This is a genomic window from Georgenia sp. X1117 (assembly GCF_057784635.1).
In genome coordinates this window covers 2,078,620-2,093,243 of the sequence record NZ_CM173492.1, presented here as the reverse complement: position 1 = coordinate 2,093,243, position 14,624 = coordinate 2,078,620, and the positions used below count along the sequence as shown (strand labels likewise).

The 14,624-nt window shown below is 74.0% G+C and carries 14 protein-coding genes; 8 read left to right on the top strand and 6 right to left on the bottom strand.

Translation table 11 applies throughout. From position 1 onward, the window contains the following. Positions 1–36: 36 nt before the first annotated feature. A complete protein-coding gene (locus tag AC3D3D_RS09655) occupies positions 37–1,098 on the top strand; it encodes a zinc-dependent alcohol dehydrogenase family protein (RefSeq protein ID WP_463663440.1) in 1,062 nt (353 codons plus the stop codon). Positions 1,099–1,228: 130 nt separating this feature from the next. Here the strand turns inward: AC3D3D_RS09655 and AC3D3D_RS09650 are convergent, their stop codons facing one another. Then, a complete protein-coding gene (locus AC3D3D_RS09650; protein WP_463663439.1) occupies positions 1,229–1,882 on the bottom strand; it encodes a CYTH domain-containing protein in 654 nt (217 codons plus the stop codon). An 83-nt stretch (positions 1,883–1,965) separates the two neighbouring features. Between AC3D3D_RS09650 and AC3D3D_RS09645 the strand changes: the two genes are divergently transcribed. Next, on the top strand, positions 1,966–2,580 hold the full coding sequence (locus AC3D3D_RS09645) for a 1-acyl-sn-glycerol-3-phosphate acyltransferase (RefSeq protein WP_463663438.1): 615 nt from the start codon (positions 1,966–1,968) through the stop codon (positions 2,578–2,580). A gap of 40 nt (positions 2,581–2,620) precedes the next feature. On the opposite strand, the gene AC3D3D_RS09640 is transcribed toward AC3D3D_RS09645, so the two are convergent. Further along, a complete protein-coding gene (locus tag AC3D3D_RS09640; RefSeq protein WP_463663437.1) occupies positions 2,621–3,766 on the bottom strand; it encodes a glycerol dehydrogenase in 1,146 nt (381 codons plus the stop codon). A gap of 118 nt (positions 3,767–3,884) precedes the next feature. Further along, complete coding sequence (locus AC3D3D_RS09635) at positions 3,885–4,598, bottom strand: TetR/AcrR family transcriptional regulator (RefSeq protein ID WP_463663436.1); 714 nt, start codon at positions 4,596–4,598, stop codon at positions 3,885–3,887. A 110-nt stretch (positions 4,599–4,708) separates the two neighbouring features. Between AC3D3D_RS09635 and AC3D3D_RS09630 the strand changes: the two genes are divergently transcribed. Next, positions 4,709–5,551, top strand: coding sequence for an SDR family NAD(P)-dependent oxidoreductase (locus AC3D3D_RS09630; protein WP_463663435.1), 843 nt, complete (start codon positions 4,709–4,711; stop codon positions 5,549–5,551). Between the two features lie 67 nt (positions 5,552–5,618). Here AC3D3D_RS09630 and AC3D3D_RS09625 read toward each other — a convergent pair whose 3' ends face one another. Further along, the gene (locus AC3D3D_RS09625; RefSeq protein WP_463663434.1) at positions 5,619–6,383 is read right to left on the bottom strand and encodes a dihydrofolate reductase family protein; all 765 of its coding nucleotides are present in this window, start codon (positions 6,381–6,383) and stop codon (positions 5,619–5,621) included. A 140-nt stretch (positions 6,384–6,523) separates the two neighbouring features. Here AC3D3D_RS09625 and AC3D3D_RS09620 point away from each other — a divergent pair, with 140 nt between their 5' ends. Then, complete coding sequence (locus AC3D3D_RS09620; protein ID WP_463663433.1) at positions 6,524–8,017, top strand: gluconokinase; 1,494 nt, start codon at positions 6,524–6,526, stop codon at positions 8,015–8,017. A 67-nt stretch (positions 8,018–8,084) separates the two neighbouring features. Here the strand turns inward: AC3D3D_RS09620 and AC3D3D_RS09615 are convergent, their stop codons facing one another. Next, positions 8,085–8,744 (bottom strand): hypothetical protein, encoded by a 660-nt coding sequence (locus tag AC3D3D_RS09615; RefSeq protein WP_463663432.1) that lies wholly within the window; start codon positions 8,742–8,744, stop codon positions 8,085–8,087. Positions 8,745–8,868: 124 nt separating this feature from the next. On the opposite strand from AC3D3D_RS09615, the gene AC3D3D_RS09610 reads away from it, so the two are divergent. Further along, positions 8,869–9,138, top strand: coding sequence for a WhiB family transcriptional regulator (locus AC3D3D_RS09610; RefSeq protein ID WP_463663431.1), 270 nt, complete (start codon positions 8,869–8,871; stop codon positions 9,136–9,138). A 286-nt stretch (positions 9,139–9,424) separates the two neighbouring features. On the opposite strand, the gene AC3D3D_RS09605 is transcribed toward AC3D3D_RS09610, so the two are convergent. Further along, a complete protein-coding gene (locus tag AC3D3D_RS09605; RefSeq protein ID WP_463663430.1) occupies positions 9,425–10,810 on the bottom strand; it encodes a UTP--glucose-1-phosphate uridylyltransferase in 1,386 nt (461 codons plus the stop codon). Between the two features lie 98 nt (positions 10,811–10,908). On the opposite strand from AC3D3D_RS09605, the gene AC3D3D_RS09600 reads away from it, so the two are divergent. The 3 genes from AC3D3D_RS09600 (at position 10,909) to AC3D3D_RS09590 (ending at position 14,620) form a co-directional block, all read left to right on the top strand. After that, positions 10,909–12,630: an AI-2E family transporter gene (locus AC3D3D_RS09600; protein WP_463663429.1), complete on the top strand. Its 1,722-nt coding sequence runs from the start codon at positions 10,909–10,911 to the stop codon at positions 12,628–12,630. Positions 12,631–12,828: 198 nt separating this feature from the next. Next, positions 12,829–13,677, top strand: a complete 849-nt coding sequence (locus AC3D3D_RS09595) for an aldo/keto reductase (protein ID WP_463663428.1) — start codon at positions 12,829–12,831, stop codon at positions 13,675–13,677. A gap of 139 nt (positions 13,678–13,816) precedes the next feature. Next, the gene (locus tag AC3D3D_RS09590; protein WP_463663427.1) at positions 13,817–14,620 is read left to right on the top strand and encodes a hydroxymethylpyrimidine/phosphomethylpyrimidine kinase; all 804 of its coding nucleotides are present in this window, start codon (positions 13,817–13,819) and stop codon (positions 14,618–14,620) included. The last annotated feature ends 4 nt before the right edge of the window (positions 14,621–14,624 follow it).

Sequence of the window (14,624 nt, the reverse complement as noted above, 5' to 3'; positions counted from 1 at the left end):
ACGTCACCCCGCAGCGGTTCCTGGCACGCTGGTCCCATGCGCGCCACCGTCCTGCACGCCGCCCACGACGTCCGCGTCGAGGAGCGCCCCGACCCGACCCTGCTGGCCCCCACCGACGCAGTGGTCCGGGTCCTCGCCGCCTGCGTGTGCGGCTCGGACCTGTGGCACTACCGGGGCGTCGTGCCCGTGCGCGAGCCGCGCACGATCGGCCACGAGATGGTCGCCGTCGTCGAGGAGGTCGGCGCCGAGGTCACCACCGTGCGGCCCGGCGACGTCACGATCGCCCCCTTCTCCTACTCGTGCGGGGAGTGCTTCGCCTGCCGGCACGGGATCCACACCTCCTGCGAGCGCGGCGGCTTCTGGGGCGCCCCCGACGGCGACGGCCTGCCCACCGGCCACTGCCAGGCCGAGGCCGTGCGGGTGCCCCTCGCCGACGGCACGCTCGTGCCCGCCGGCGTGGCCGAGCGCGACGTCGACGACACGCTGCTCACCCACCTGCTCGCCCTGTCCGACGTCATGGGCACCGGCCACCACGCCGCCGTCGCCGCCGGCCTGACCGCGGGAGAGACGGTCGCCGTGGTCGGGGACGGCGCCGTCGGGCTGAGCGCGGTCATCGCCGCCGAGCGCCTCGGCGCCGGCCGGATCGTCGTGTTCTCGCGGCACGCCGACCGCCAGGAGCTCGCCCGCAGCCTGGGGGCCACCGACGTCGTCGCCTCCCGCGGGGACGAGGGCGCGGCCGAGCTGGCGGAGCTGCTGGGGGTGCCCGGCGCGGACGTCGTGCTCGAGGCGGTGGGCACCGACGAGTCGATGGACCAGGCGATCGCGAGCGCCCGGCCCGGTGGGACGGTCGGCTACGTGGGCGTGCCCAACGGGGTCACCCGCGGCATCCGTCCGCGCTCGATGTTCGGGCGCAACATCGGCCTGGCCGGCGGCGTCGCACCGGTGCGCGCCTACATCCCCGAGCTGCTGGCCGACGTGCGCTCCGGCCGCATCGAGCCTGGCGTGGTCTTCACCGCGACCGTCCCCCTCGACGACGTCGCGGAGGCCTACGCGGCGATGGACGAGCGCCGCGAGATCAAGGTGATGGTGCGCCCCTAGCCCCGCGCCACCTGCTGTCCACGCTCTCCATCATCGAGACATCGGGTTGTGTCTCGAGAGCATGGGCTCGGGGCATGTTCTCGAGACACAGACCCATGTCTCGCGGAAAGGCCAGCGCGGGAGCGCGCTGCTACCAGTGACCCGGCGTGCCCGTGCCGGGCAGCCGGTTGCGGCCGAACTCCTGGGAGAAGACCGGGCCGGTGACGGCGAGCTCCCGCTCGAAGCGGTCGCGCCACGTGGCGTAGGGGTGCACGGCAAGGTACTCGTTGCCGAAGCGCTCGTCCGCGGTCACCTCGCTCACGCAGAAGTCGGGCACGGTGAGGTCGACCACCGGTCCGCCGCGCTCGCACTCCGCGACCACCAGGGGCGCGTTCTCGCCGGCGAACTCGTCGACCACCCAGCCGTCGTGGCCCAGCCAGATCGAGTGCCGCAGCTTGACCACGCGCACGCGCCCGCGGCGGACGAGCTCGACGGCCACACCCGGGTCGAGCTCGCGCTCGGCCTCGTACCTCGTCCCCCCGACGTGCGGGCCCTTCGCGGTCATCGCCGCGAACTGGACGTCGGCGTCCACGCGATCGAGGACCGCGGCGGTGTCGACGAGGTCGTCGGGCCGCAGCCCGGCGCCCGGGGCCTGCACCCGGACCCGCACGGCGTAGCCGTCCTCGGCCAGCAGGTAGGACTGGACGATGAGCACCGGGTCGGCCTCGGCGAGAAGCACCTCGGGCAGCGCCGCGCACACGAACTTCCGCTCGAACTCGAAGTCGCCGTACCCGGTCTCGCTCATCCCCCGAACCTAGCGCTCCCCCGCCACGAGCCGCGGGAGCACGCGGCGGGCACGGCGCACGCGCGGCCAGTAGCGTGGTGCGCGTGGCCCTCAACCGTCTCGCCCGTCGCACGCTCGCCAAGGCCCTGCTGGGGGTCGCCGGCTACCGCCTGGTGGCGCCCGACGTCCACGAGCCGCGGGCGATCTTCATCGGTGCACCGCACACCTCTCGGTGGGACTTCGTCCTCATGCTCGGGGTGGCCTGGTCGCGGGACCTCACGCCGAAGGTGCTGATGAAGAAGGAGTACTTCGAGGGCCTGCCCGGTGCGTTCTTCCGGGCGATGGGCGGCATCCCCGTCGACCGGGAGAACCCCGAGGGCCTCGTGGCCGACCTGGTCGGGCGTGCCCGCCGCGGCGAGACCTTCCACCTGGTCATCACGCCCGAGGGCACGCGCGCCCGCCGGGAGCACTGGAAGTCCGGCTTCTACCGCATCGCCCGCGAGGCCGACCTGCCGGTCATCCTCGGCTTCCTCGACGCCTCGACCCGCACCACCGGGATCGGCCCGACCCTGCACCTCACCGGCGACGTCGCCGCCGACATGGACCAGCTACGCGCCTTCTACGCGGACAAGACCGCCATCGTGCCCGAGCACTCGACCCCGCCCCGCCTCGCCGTCGAGGACGCGGCCGAGCTCGCGGGGACCGAGCCGGGCCGCTAGGCACGGGGCACGACGGCGAGGGACCGCCCGGTACCTGCGCTCAGTGCTGGTGCATGGGCGCCGGGGCCGGCAGCCCCGCGTCCGCGCGCACCCGGGCGCAATAGTCGTCGAGGAAGCGCAGCGCGTCGACGAGCGTGGTCACCGTGACGTCGACGTCCATGTTGGCCATGGTCTCGCCCTCGGCGGTGGCCGCCTCGGCGACCGTGCGCAGGGAGTCGAGATCGTCGACGTCGATGCCCGCCTCGACCAGCGTGTTCGGCAGCCCGACGCGGGTGGTGAAGCGGATGAAGTCGTCGAGCTCCTCGGTCGGCGCCGACTCGAGCACGAGCTGGGTGGTGGTGCCGACGTTGACCTTCTCGCCGTGGGTGAGGTGGTGGGTCTGCGGGACGGCGGTCAGGCCGTCGTGGATGGCGTGGGCGCCGGCCAGCCCGCTGGACTCGAAGCCCAGGCCGGAGAGCAGGGTGTTGGCCTCGACGACGCGGTCGACGGCGGAGGTGACCACGTTGCGGCCGACGGCAGCGATCGCGGGCAGCGCGTCCTCGTGGAGGATCTCCCAGCTCAGCCGGGCGAGCGCCTTGGCGGACATGGTCGCCGCTCCGCCGGCCATGGTGCTCGCCTGCGCACGGGCGACCGCGCGCGCCTCCGGCCAGGTCGCCAGGGCGTCGCCGATGCCGGCCACGAGCAGGCGGACCGGGGCGTTCGCCACGAGCTGGGTGTCGACGAGGACGAGGTCGGGGTTGCGGGGGAAGAAGCGGTACTCCTCCATCGCACCCTCGGCGGTGTAGACCACGGACAGGGCCGAGCACGGCGCGTCGGTGGACGCGATGGTGGGCACCGAGGCCCAGCGGGTGCCGGCGAGGTGCCCGGCGGCCTTGACGGCGTCGATCGTCGAGCCGCCGCCGACGCCGGCGACGACGTCGGCGCCCAGCTCGCCGGCCCGCTCGGCCAGGGAGTCGATCGTGGCGCCCGTGGCGTAGCCCTGGATGGGGACCCGGTGGACGGGCAGCCCGGCCGAGGTCAGCGAATCGGTGACGGTCTCCCCGACGATGCCCCACACGACGTCGTCGGCCACGATCATCGGCACGGAGCCCAGCCGGGCCAGCTCGGTGCCGATGCTGGCCATCGCCCCGCGGCCCTGGCTGTAGCGCGAGGGGGCGATGAGGGACATGAGCGGACGCTCGGACATGAGGCTCTCCCTTGACTGGTGCGTGATACTGCTGACACCTCGACGCTACGAGCCGGCGCACCCGTCCTCGAGGGCCGGAGGTCCCGGGGACGCGGGTCGGGAGACCAGGTCCTGCGGGTCAGTCGCCGGAGGGCGGGCCTCCGGGGTCGGTCCCCCCGGCCGCAGCGCCGCCGGCTGCGCCGCCCTCGGCGGCGAGCGCCCGGACGAGGAGCTCGACCTGGCCGCTGTCGAGCGGACCCTCCGCCGCCGAGCCCGCCGGGCCGCCAGATCCGTCGGCGCCACCAGGGCCACCTTCACCGCTGCCACCGCCCCCTCCGCCGAAGGCGAGGCCGGCCATGATCGCCCCGAGGACGAGCACCGTGGCGGAGTCGGCGTCCGCGGCGGGCCGCTCCCCCCGGCCCGCCGCCCGGTCGAGGATCGCCCCGAGCCGCTCCCGCGTCGGCTCGTGGGTGATGGCCCGCACGACGTCGGCGAGCTCGTCGTCGTGCCGGGACTCGGCCACGAGCGCGACGAGCGCGACGCCGACCCGCCCGGCCAGGGCGCGACTCTTGTGCTCGAGCATGGCCCGCAGGTCGGCCGCGGTGCTCCCGGTGTCGACGTCCTCCTCGGACCCGGCGACCATGCCGGCCGCGGCGCGGACCAGGTCGCGCTTGGTGGGCCAGCGCCGGTAGAGCGTCGCGGTGGAGACGCCCGCGCGGCGCGCCACCGTCGCGGTGGTCAGCCCGGCATATCCGCCGTCGGCGAGGACGTCGAGGACCGCCTCGAGGATCGCGGGACCGAGGGTGGGATCGACCGGGCGTCCCCGCCGTGGTGCACCGGAGGTGGGTTCCATGCACACCAGCCTAACTGATACGAAACGTCTTCGTTTCACATGTGCTAGCGTCACCGCAGCCGGCCCGGAGCGGGCAGGTCCACGAGCAGCGTCACCCGTCGGGGGTCCTCATGCGCACGATCGTCCTCACCGGAGCCAGCGACGGCATCGGCGCCGCCGCCGCGCAGCAGCTCGCCCGCGCGGGCACCCGCCTGGTCCTCGTCGGACGGGACCCGGACAAGACCCGAGCGGTCGCCGAGCGGGTCGGCGCCGAGCACCGCGTGGCCGACCACTCCCGGCTCGACGACGTCCGCGAGCTCGCCGCCGACCTCGAGCGCTCGCTCGACCGGATCGACGTCCTGGCCAACAACGCCGGCGGCCTCCTCGACGGGCCGGTCCGCACCGTCGACGGCTTCGAGCTCACCTTCCAGGTCAACCATCTCGCCCCCTACCTGCTGACGAACCTCCTGCGCCACCGGCTGATCGAGAGCCGCGCGAGCGTGGTGGCCACCGCCAGCGTCGGCAACCTCCTCTACGGCCGGCTCGACCTGGACGACATCCAGGGTTGGTCGGGCTTCCGACCCAACCGCGCCTACGGCACGGCCAAGCTGGCGAACATCCTCTTCACCCAGGAGCTGCACGCTCGGTTCCACGCCCGGGGAGTGTCCACGGTCGCCTTCCACCCCGGCATCGTCGGGACGAGCTTCGCGTCCGGGACGGGCGGGTATCTCGGCCGGGTCTACCAGGGGGCGCTCCGGAAGGTGCTCAGCCCGCCGTCGTCGGGTGGGGCGCACCTCGCGTACTTCGTCGACGGCGTACCCGGCACCGTCTGGCGCTCGGGCACGTACTACAACGACCGGCGTCGCCCAGGCCTCGTCAACCGTGCGGCCCGCCGGCCCGGGGTGGCCGAGCGGCACTTCGACCTCAGCGCCGAGCTCCTCGGCGTCGACTGGTCGATCGACGCCGACCGCTGACCCGGCGCGGGTCGCGCCAGGCCTCAGCCGGCCGCGCAAGCCGCAGCCGGTCGCTCCCGGCCGCGCCCTACCGCACCCGGTAGCGCGCGATGAGCAGGTCGCCGGCGCGCAGCAGCGAGACCAGCTCGAGGCGGCGGGCCTCCTCAGGCGCGCCGAGCACCATCCGCTGCCCGGTGCCGCCGGCGACGAGCGGGGAGTAGCTGACGAGCAACTCCTCCAGCACGCCGTCGGTGACCAGGGCGCCGAGGAAGGTCGGCCCGCCCTCGGTGAGGATCCGCTCGTGGCCCCGCTCGCGCAGGGCGGCGACGGCCGCCGCCCCGTGCACGCCGCCGCCCTCGCGGGGCGGGAGGTGGACGACCTCGGCGACCTCGGCCAGCGCCGCCGCCCGCTCCGCCGGCGCGCCGGTGACCGTGAGGACGATGGGGCGCTCGGGGGCCTCGGCCAGCATCGACGCACCCGGGTCGAGGTCGAGGGTCGCGGAGACGAGGGCGAGGCGGGGGTGGTCGCTCATCCGGGCCGCGCGACGGCGCTCGACGACCTCCTCGGGCACCCGCACCGGCCCGTAGCCCTCGGCCCGCACGGTGCCGGCGCCGACGAGCAGGACGTCTGCCGCCCCGCGCGCGAGCAGGAGGTGGGCCTGGTCGACGGGGTCGGACAGTCCGCCGGCGCGACCGTCGAAGGTGAGGGAGCCGTCGACGGAGGTCACCATGTTCGACCGCACGCCCGGCTCCCGGTAGGTCGCCTGGAGCTCGGCGGCGGACAGCACCGCCGGCTCGGGCCAGATCCGCTCGTAGGTCGATCCCGGTGCGGTCGAGGTCACGGTCGGCTCCATCCGGCCAGGTTAGCGAGCCGTCACGACCCCCGCGTCGCGCGGCCGGACGGCAGCACCGACGACCGCCCTGCGCCCATCTGGCGCGACCATCGCGCACGTGCGGCTACCGTGTTCGCGATCGCCACCCCCGAGGGAGAGCCATGTCCGACGCCTTCCGCACCACGCCCGACGCGGCCACCCAGCCCCTGGTCCTCGCGCTCGACGTCGGCTCGACCGCCTCCCGGGGCGGGCTCTACGACGCCGCCGGTCGCCCCGTGCAGGGCGCCCGCCACAAGGTGCCGCACCAGTTCACCACCGACGTCGACGGCACCTCGGTCATCGACGCCGACCAGGTCGTGGCCGAGATCTCCGAGATCCTCACCGAGGTCACCGCCGACCTGGACGCCGACGCGGTGGCCGGCGTCGCGCTGGACACCTTCGCCTCCTCCCTGGTCGGGGTCGGCGCCGACGGGCGCGCCTGCACGCCCTGCTACACCTACGCGGACGCCCGCTGCACCGCGCAGGTCACCGAGCTGCGCACCAAGGTGCGCGAGCCGGAGGTCCAGCAGCGCACGGGGGCGCGGCTGCACTCGAGCTACCTCGCCCCGCGCCTGCGCTGGCTGCGGCAGTCCGAGCCGGAGCTGTTCGCCGGCGTCGACCGGTGGATGTCCCTGGCGGAGTACGTGCACCTGCGGCTGCTCGGGGTGGCGGTGGCCAGCACGCCCACCGCCGCCTGGACGGGCCTGCTCAACCGCCGCACCGGCGAGTGGGACACCCAGCTGCTCCGGCTCTCCGGCATCCGCCGGGCCCAGCTCTCCGCGATCCAGGACCCCGCCGAGCCGGTCACCCCGACGTCGAAGGCAAGCAAGTCCCTCGCCCGCACCTGGCCGGCCCTCGCGTCGGCCCAGTGGTTCCCCGGCATCCCCGACGGCCTGGGCTCCAACCTCGGCGCCGGCGGCACCTCCGGGAAGGTCGCCGTCATCTCGGCCGCCACCTCGGGCGCGATGCGGGTGCTCGTCGAGACGGTCCCGGCCACGCTGCCGCCGGGGCTGTGGGGCTACCGGGTCGACGCCGGGCGCACGCTGCTCGGTGGCGCCCTGAGCGACGTCGGCCGTGCGGTGGCCTGGGTGCGGGAGAACCTGCGCGTCGCGGAGGAGCTGTCCGCCGTCCTGGCTCCCGAGCCGTCCGCCACGACGCCGCTGGTGCTGCCCTTCCTCTCGGGCGAGCGCTCGACGGGCTGGGCCGCCGGGGCGCGCGCCAGCGTCCTGGGCATCACCGCCGCCCACACCCCCACCGACCTGGCCCGCGGCGTGCTCGAGGGCGTGGCGCTCAGCTATGCCCGGGTGGCCCGCCAGTTGCGGGAGGTCGCCGGGCTGCCCGAGGAGATCCGGGTCAGCGGGAGCGTCATCGCCGAGCTGCCGGAGTTCGCCCAGCTGCTCGCCGACGTCGTCGGGGCGCCGGTGACCCCCGTGACCTTCAAGCGCTCCACGCTGCGCGGCACCGCGCTCACCGCCCTGGGCGTCGTCGCGCCCGGGGTCGAGCGCGCCGAGGGGACGACGGGGCCGACCTGCACCCCGGTCCCGGAGCGCACCGCCCACTACGCCGACCGGCTCGCCGAGCTCGAGCGCGCCTACCAGGCGGTCACCCCGCTGTAGCGGCGGTCCGCCCAGCCGAACCCCGCTCAGCCGAGCCCCCGGCAGCCACGGCCCCGGCGTCGCGGGTCTACCAGCGGCCGGGCTGCCCCTGCGGCGGCCCCGGCTGCCACTGGCCCGGCTCACCGTGCGGCGCACCCTGCGGCGGCCCCGGCTGCCAGAGGCCGTCCCCGCCCTGGCCGGCCTGCGGCGCCTGGCCGACGGCGCCCGCCGCCTGGGCGCGCGCGCCCTGCTCGCCGGCGCGGGCGATGCGCGCCAGCAGCTCCTGCTCGAAGGCCAGGTAGTGCTTCTTCAGCTCGCCCTTGCCGATGCTGAACTCCCAGTGGTTGCCGTCGCGCATCGTCACGTGCACGCCGAACATGCTCATGCCGGTCTTCTCGTGCCACACGCGGTCCAGGGCGGCATAGTCGAAGGAGGCGAAGACCCGGGCCGGCTTCCAGCGGCCGGCGAACGCCGCGACGGTGTCCATGCAGACCGCCGCAGCCGGGGTCAGCGCCCACACCACCGGGTTCTCCGGCGGGAAGGGCAGCCCCAGGACGTGCCCACCGGGACGGACCTCGTTCTTGACCATCGAGTCGGCCAGGACGGAGCCGATCGAGCGCTTCCTGGGCGTGCGCTCCATGCTGCTCGCGATCCACTGCGCACCGTCCCGGGGCAGGAGAAGCACGGCGTCCTCCGGCGCGTGGCCGAGGATCTCCCCCGCCTGCGCGACGATCTTGGGATTGGTCATGGTGTCCTCCTGGACGTCCGTGGGGCCGTGCATGCGTGAAGAAAGATAGCGCCACCCGAGATTCGCAGACGATTGTGCGCCCATTCCCAGCCTCCACCCAGGTTCGGGACGTGGAGTGGTCCCCATGAACAGCTTCACGGAGGACACCGACCCGAACTGGCGAGTCCAGGGTGCGTGCATCGACCTCCCGACGGACGACTTCTTCCCCGAGGGGCAGGGCAAGGCCGTCGACGCGCAGGTCGCCCGCGCGAAGGCCGTCTGCGCCTCCTGCCCGGTCGCCGAGGCCTGCTACGAGTTTGCGCTCCGCACCAACCAGCCCTTCGGCATCTTCGGCGGCACCACGCCGTCGGAGCGCAGGGCGATCCGCAAGGAGCGCCGCGTCGTCGCTGCATGAGGCGGGTGGGCCGCCTCGTGAGGGACGGGGGATGAGGACGGTGGGTGCGACTGGTACCCGCACCCACCGTCCTCGACACGGAAGGTGACGTCACGGTCCGGGGGGAGCGAAGGCGTCACCGTACGGCCGGTGGTGGTCCACGGACCACCACCGGCCGTTCCGGTTCCTGGCACAGTCAGCGACGGGGCTCCGCACGGTCCGCAACCGCACGATCCGCACCCCGCCGGTCCCAAGCCCGACGCCGATCTCAGGCCCGACGCCGGGGCCCGCCCACGACGCCGGCCGCTCACCCCTGGCCGAGGCGCGCGCCGTCGGGCACGCGAGACCCGACCTCCTCGGCACGCACGACCGCGTCCCCGAGGACCTGCACGTCCGCGCCGAAGGTGACGTCGCCCTCGACCCGCAGTGAGCGCGCCGAGCGCAGCGACGGCGGGCCGGTCGGGAAGCGCTCGTCGAGCTCGGGGACGCGCTTGTAGACGTCGCGGTCGAGCTCGACGTCGGGGACCGGGTCCGCGACGGCCCGCAGGCGCGCGTCCGCCCCGAGCTCGTAGGCGTCGGAGCGGACCAGCAGGAGGTCGTCGGTGGTCTTCACCGGCAGGAACCGCTCGCGGCCCACCTCGACCGCCACCGCGCCCTCGAAGAGCTCGATGGCGGCGCCCATCGCGGTCTCGACCTGCACCACCCGCGTCGAGGTCTTGTCGGCGGGGTCGACCGTCTTGACGTTGCGGATGAGCGGCAGCCCGAGGACGCCGTCGTGCTCGGTGAGCGCCGCGTCGAGCGCCTCGAGGTCGAACCACAGCGAGTTGGTGTTGAAGTAGCGGTGGCGGGTCACGTCCTGGAAGGCGTCGAGGTCCTCGTCGGCGGTCTGGGCGACCTCACGCAGGACGAGCTGGTCGTCGGCGACCCGCACGGCGAGGTGGCCGCCCTTGCGGTCGGCCCGCGTGCGGCGGCAGACCTCCATGGCGAAGGGGGCGCCGCTCGCGGCGAACCAGCCCGCCAGGCGCCCGTCGGGCACGGCGCCGAGGTTGTCGATGTTGGACACCGACAGGTAGCGGTAGCCGGCGTCGAGCAGGGTGCGCGGCAGGCCGAGGTCGTACAGCGCCGTGTAGAGGTCGCCGTGGCCCGGCGGCGCCCACTCCAGCTCGGGGTCGTCCGGCCAGTCCACCGGGGCGAGGTCGTCCTCGCGCAGCCGCGGCACCTGGTTCTGCACGAAGTCCTGCGGCACCCCCTCCACCGCGACGTCCGGGTGCGCGGCGAGCGCCTCGCGGGTGGGCCCCTGCGTGCGGAAGGACTGCATGAGCACGAGCGGCAGCGTCGCCCCCGAGGACTCCCGGGCGGCGCGCAGCTGTTCGACGACGACGTCGAGGAACGTGCGCTCCCCGCGCACCGGCAGCAGCGACTTGGGGCCGGTCATCCCCATCGACGTGCCCAGCCCGCCGTTGAGCCGCACGAGCGCGGTGGCCCGCAGGGCGGCGTCGGCGGCCTCCTCGTCCACCTCGACGTCGGCGAGCCGGGGGACGTCGTCCAGCGGGCGCAGGTCGGACTCGGGCATCGTGCCCGAGGCGCCCCGGACCAGGTCGTCGTAGTAGGAGGCGAACACGCGCCGGGCGGTGGCGGACGTGCCGGCGTCCGTCATGCGCGCCAGGGCGCTCTCGAGGCCGTTCTCGGTCATCCCCGCACGGTACCCAGGCTCCGGTCCCCGCGCCCGCCTGGCAGGATGAGCCCGGTCGCCGAGCGGATCGGCGTCCGGCTGCCACGATGGAGGGACAGATGACTGCGAGCCCGCAGGAGGAGACGCGCGCGAGCGTCCCGATCGGGATGGTCGCCATCGTCGTCGTGGCGGCGACGGTCATCGCGATGGCGGGCATCCAGACGATCAGCTCGATCGTGGCGCCGGCCTTCTTCGGCGTGACGATGGTGGTCACCGCCCGGCCGCTCATCGTGTGGCTGCGCAAGTACCTCCACCTGCCCGGGTGGCTGGCCACGCTGCTCACGCTGCTCGTCGTCTACGTCGTCCTGCTGTCCATCCTGGCGGGTATCGCCTACGGCGTCGCCGAGACGAGCCAGCTGCTGCCCCAGTACGGCGGCACCTTCCAGCGCATGTACACCGACGTCCTGGCATGGCTCTCGGGCCTGGGGCTCGAGGTGTCGAACCTCGAGACCTACCTCGAGGACTTCGACTTCAACCAGATCGTCGGCGTGGTCACCCAGATCGCCAACGCGCTGACCTCGACCGGGTCGCAGGCTGTGCTGTTCGTCGTCATCACCGCCTTCCTCGGCTTCGACACCATCAACGTGCGGGGCCGCACCGAGTCGCTGCGCGAGGCCGCCCCCTACCTCACCGAGTCGCTGACGGCCTTCTCCTCGCAGGTGCGCAAGTACTGGATCGTCTCGACGGTCTTCGGCGCGATCGTCGCGGTCGGCGACGGCATCGCGCTGATGGTCCTCGACGTCCCGCTGCCGTGGACGTTCGCCCTGTTCGCCTTCGTCACCAACTACATCCCGAACGTCGGCTTCTTCATCGGCCTGCTGCCCCCGGCGCTCATCGGCCTACTCGACGGCGGTCCCTCGACGATGATCTGGGTGATCGTCACCTACACGGTCATCAACAACGGCTTCCAGACCTTCATCCAGCCCAAGGTCACCGGCGACGCCGTCGGCCTCAACTCGACCGTCACGTTCGTCTCCCTGGTCTTCTGGACCGCGATCGTGGGCCCGCTCGGGGCGATCCTCGCCGTGCCGCTGACCCTGTTCGCCAAGGCGGTGCTCGTCGACTCCGACCCGCGCACGAAGTTCATCGCGGTCTTCCTGCAGGCGGGGGACAAGAAGGTGGAGGGCACCCAGGCCGAGCTCGACGCCGCCGCGCGCCTGCGGGCCGAGCGCCGCGGCCGCGTGCCGCGGGCCGAGGAGGGCGCCGAGCCGGGTGCGTCGGGATCGTCCGAGGGCTCGCGCCGGCTGTCCAGCGAGATCACGGTCGGCGAGCTGCGTCGCGCCCGCGCCGAGGGCATGGGCGGCTCGCACCCCCTGACCCCGACGGCGCAGCGCACCTCCGGTGGCGCGGGCGCGGGGTCCGCCGGTGCGACGGGGGCGGGCGGTGCGGGTTCGGCCGGTGCGGCGGGGTCCGCCGGTGCGGGTGCGGCCGGCACGGGTGCGGCCGGCGGCGCGGGTTCGGCCGGCACGGCGCAGAACACCGGCGAGGCTCGGCACCCCGCCGACCCGTCCCGGCCGGCCAGCTCGGGCGCGCCGGGAGCGTCGCGTCCTGAGGGCACCGCCGGGGCCCACGCCGACGAGGGCGCGCCGACGGAGCAGCACGCCGACGACGCCGGTTCGCCCCGGGCCACACGCCCCACGCGCCCCACCCGGCCGACGACCGCGCGCACCGAGGGCACGCCGACGCAGCAGCGGCCCTCCTCGGACGGGCACCACGCGGACGGCGGGGACACCGGCGACGGGCCCGACGACGGCGCGGGACCCGACCCGCACCGCCCCTAGACCCCACCTGTCAATCGGTAGAGCGACCTCTCAACCGACTCTGTCGATTGACAGGTGACCCAGCCGGTTGACAGGTCGGAGTTGGCAAGACACAGAGGCCAACCCGACCGCCGACAGGCGGGTGCCGGCACCGCGACGCGCCGTCCCGTCACGTGGTCCCGGGTCGCCGTCCGGGCCCCGGGCCACTACAACAGTGGCATGACTCCTGCTGACGACCACACCGTCTCCCTGGCCTCGGGCGTGACCATCCCGCAGGTCGGGTTCGGCACGTTCCAGATCCCGCCGGAGGAGACCCAGGCCGCCGTCGAGCACGCGCTCGAGGCCGGTTACCGGCACATCGACACCGCCGCCGCCTACAACAACGAGGCCGGCGTGGGCGCCGCCCTGCGCGCCTCGGGCCTCAAGCGCGAGGACGTGTTCATCACCACCAAGCTCCGCAACGGCGAGCAGGGCCACGACCAGGCACTGAAGGCGTTCGCCGACTCCCAGGAGCGCCTGGGCCTCGACGTCGTCGACCTCTACCTCGTGCACTGGCCGGTCCCGACCAAGGACCTGTACGTCGAGACCTGGCGCGCGCTCGCGGAGATCAAGGACTCCGGCGCCGTCCGCTCGATCGGCGTGTCCAACTTCCTGCCCGAGCACCTCGACCGCCTCGCCGAGGAGACCGGGATCCTGCCCGACGTCAACCAGATCGAGGTCCACCCGACCTACCAGCAGCTCCGCACGCTGGAGGCCACCCGCGCGGCGGGCATCGCCGTCGAGGCCTACTCCCCGCTCGGCCAGGGCGCCGACCTGCAGTCCGAGGCCGTCGCCGAGCTCGCGGACGCCCACGCGGTGACCCCGGGCCAGGTGGTGCTGCGCTGGCACGTCCAGCACGGCCACATCGTCATCCCCAAGTCCGTCAACCCGGCGCGGATCCAGGCCAACCTCGACCTGTTCCGCTTCGAGCTGAGCGACTCGGAGATGGCCGTGCTCGACGCGATGGACTCCGCGGACCGCGTGGGCCAGGACCCCGCGACCTTCGACCGCTCGCAGATCCGACCCTGAGTCGACGGCGTGGGCGGCCGGCCTCCCGCATCGCGGGACGCGCCGCCCACGCCGTGACTGCCCGGGGCCGCGGGGCGTATCGTCGCCCTCCTGGCTCGCCCGACCGGGCGAGAAGACCCCTGTTCGGAGGCCAATCGACGTGTCCGTCCCCCTCGCCTACGTCATCGCCGGTTCCGAGGCGACCGGCGGCGCCGGCATCCAGGCCGACCTCAAGACGTTCCAGCAGCTCGGCGTCTATGGCGTCGGCACGCTGACCTGCATCGTCAGCTTCGACCCGAAGAACGGCTGGGGCCACCGGTTCGTCCCGGTCGACCCCCAGGTCATCGCCGACCAGATCGAGGCCGCCACGGCCACCCACCCGCTGCGCACGGTCAAGATCGGCATGCTCGGCACGCCCGCGACGATCGACACCGTCGCCCATGGGCTCGGCGCGCAGGAGTGGGACCACGTCGTCGTCGACCCGGTCCTCATCTGCAAGGGCCAGGAGCCGGGTGCCGCGCTGGACACCGACAACGCGCTGCGCGAGCAGATCCTCCCCTTCGCCACCGTCATCACCCCCAACGTCTTCGAGTCGACGATCCTGTCCGGCGCTGACTCCATCGGCACCGTCGACGAGCTGATCGAGGCCGCCAAGGTCATCGGCTCGCACGGGCCGCAGTACGTCTACGCCAAGGGCGGCGTCGAGCTGCCGGGCGACGAGGCCGTCGACGTCCTGTGGGACGGCACCGACGTCCAGGTCTTCACCGCCCCGAAGATCGGCGAGCACCGCGTCTCGGGCGCCGGCTGCACGGTGGCCGCCGCGATCACCGCCGAGCTCGCCAAGGGGACCCCGGTCCCCGACGCCGTGCGGGTCGCCAAGGACATGGTCACCGCCGGTATCCACGCCCGCGTGAGCGCGAACACCCCCTTCGACACCGTCTGGCAGGGCGCCTACACCCGCTGATGCG

Excerpts from the sequence above, each read along its gene's own strand:
- AC3D3D_RS09655 (WP_463663440.1), top strand. The coding sequence starts at position 37 with ATGCGCGCCACCGTCCTGCACGCCGCCCACGACGTCCGCGTCGAGGAG.
- AC3D3D_RS09650 (WP_463663439.1), bottom strand. The coding sequence starts at position 1,882 with ATGAGCGAGACCGGGTACGGCGACTTCGAGTTCGAGCGGAAGTTCGTG.
- AC3D3D_RS09640 (WP_463663437.1), bottom strand. The coding sequence starts at position 3,766 with ATGTCCGAGCGTCCGCTCATGTCCCTCATCGCCCCCTCGCGCTACAGC.
- AC3D3D_RS09635 (WP_463663436.1), bottom strand. The coding sequence starts at position 4,598 with ATGGAACCCACCTCCGGTGCACCACGGCGGGGACGCCCGGTCGATCCC.
- AC3D3D_RS09630 (WP_463663435.1), top strand. The coding sequence starts at position 4,709 with ATGCGCACGATCGTCCTCACCGGAGCCAGCGACGGCATCGGCGCCGCC.
- AC3D3D_RS09625 (WP_463663434.1), bottom strand. The coding sequence starts at position 6,383 with ATGGAGCCGACCGTGACCTCGACCGCACCGGGATCGACCTACGAGCGG.
- AC3D3D_RS09620 (WP_463663433.1), top strand. The coding sequence starts at position 6,524 with ATGTCCGACGCCTTCCGCACCACGCCCGACGCGGCCACCCAGCCCCTG.
- AC3D3D_RS09615 (WP_463663432.1), bottom strand. The coding sequence starts at position 8,744 with ATGACCAATCCCAAGATCGTCGCGCAGGCGGGGGAGATCCTCGGCCAC.
- AC3D3D_RS09610 (WP_463663431.1), top strand. The coding sequence starts at position 8,869 with ATGAACAGCTTCACGGAGGACACCGACCCGAACTGGCGAGTCCAGGGT.
- AC3D3D_RS09605 (WP_463663430.1), bottom strand. The coding sequence starts at position 10,810 with ATGACCGAGAACGGCCTCGAGAGCGCCCTGGCGCGCATGACGGACGCC.
- AC3D3D_RS09600 (WP_463663429.1), top strand. The coding sequence starts at position 10,909 with ATGACTGCGAGCCCGCAGGAGGAGACGCGCGCGAGCGTCCCGATCGGG.
- AC3D3D_RS09595 (WP_463663428.1), top strand. The coding sequence starts at position 12,829 with ATGACTCCTGCTGACGACCACACCGTCTCCCTGGCCTCGGGCGTGACC.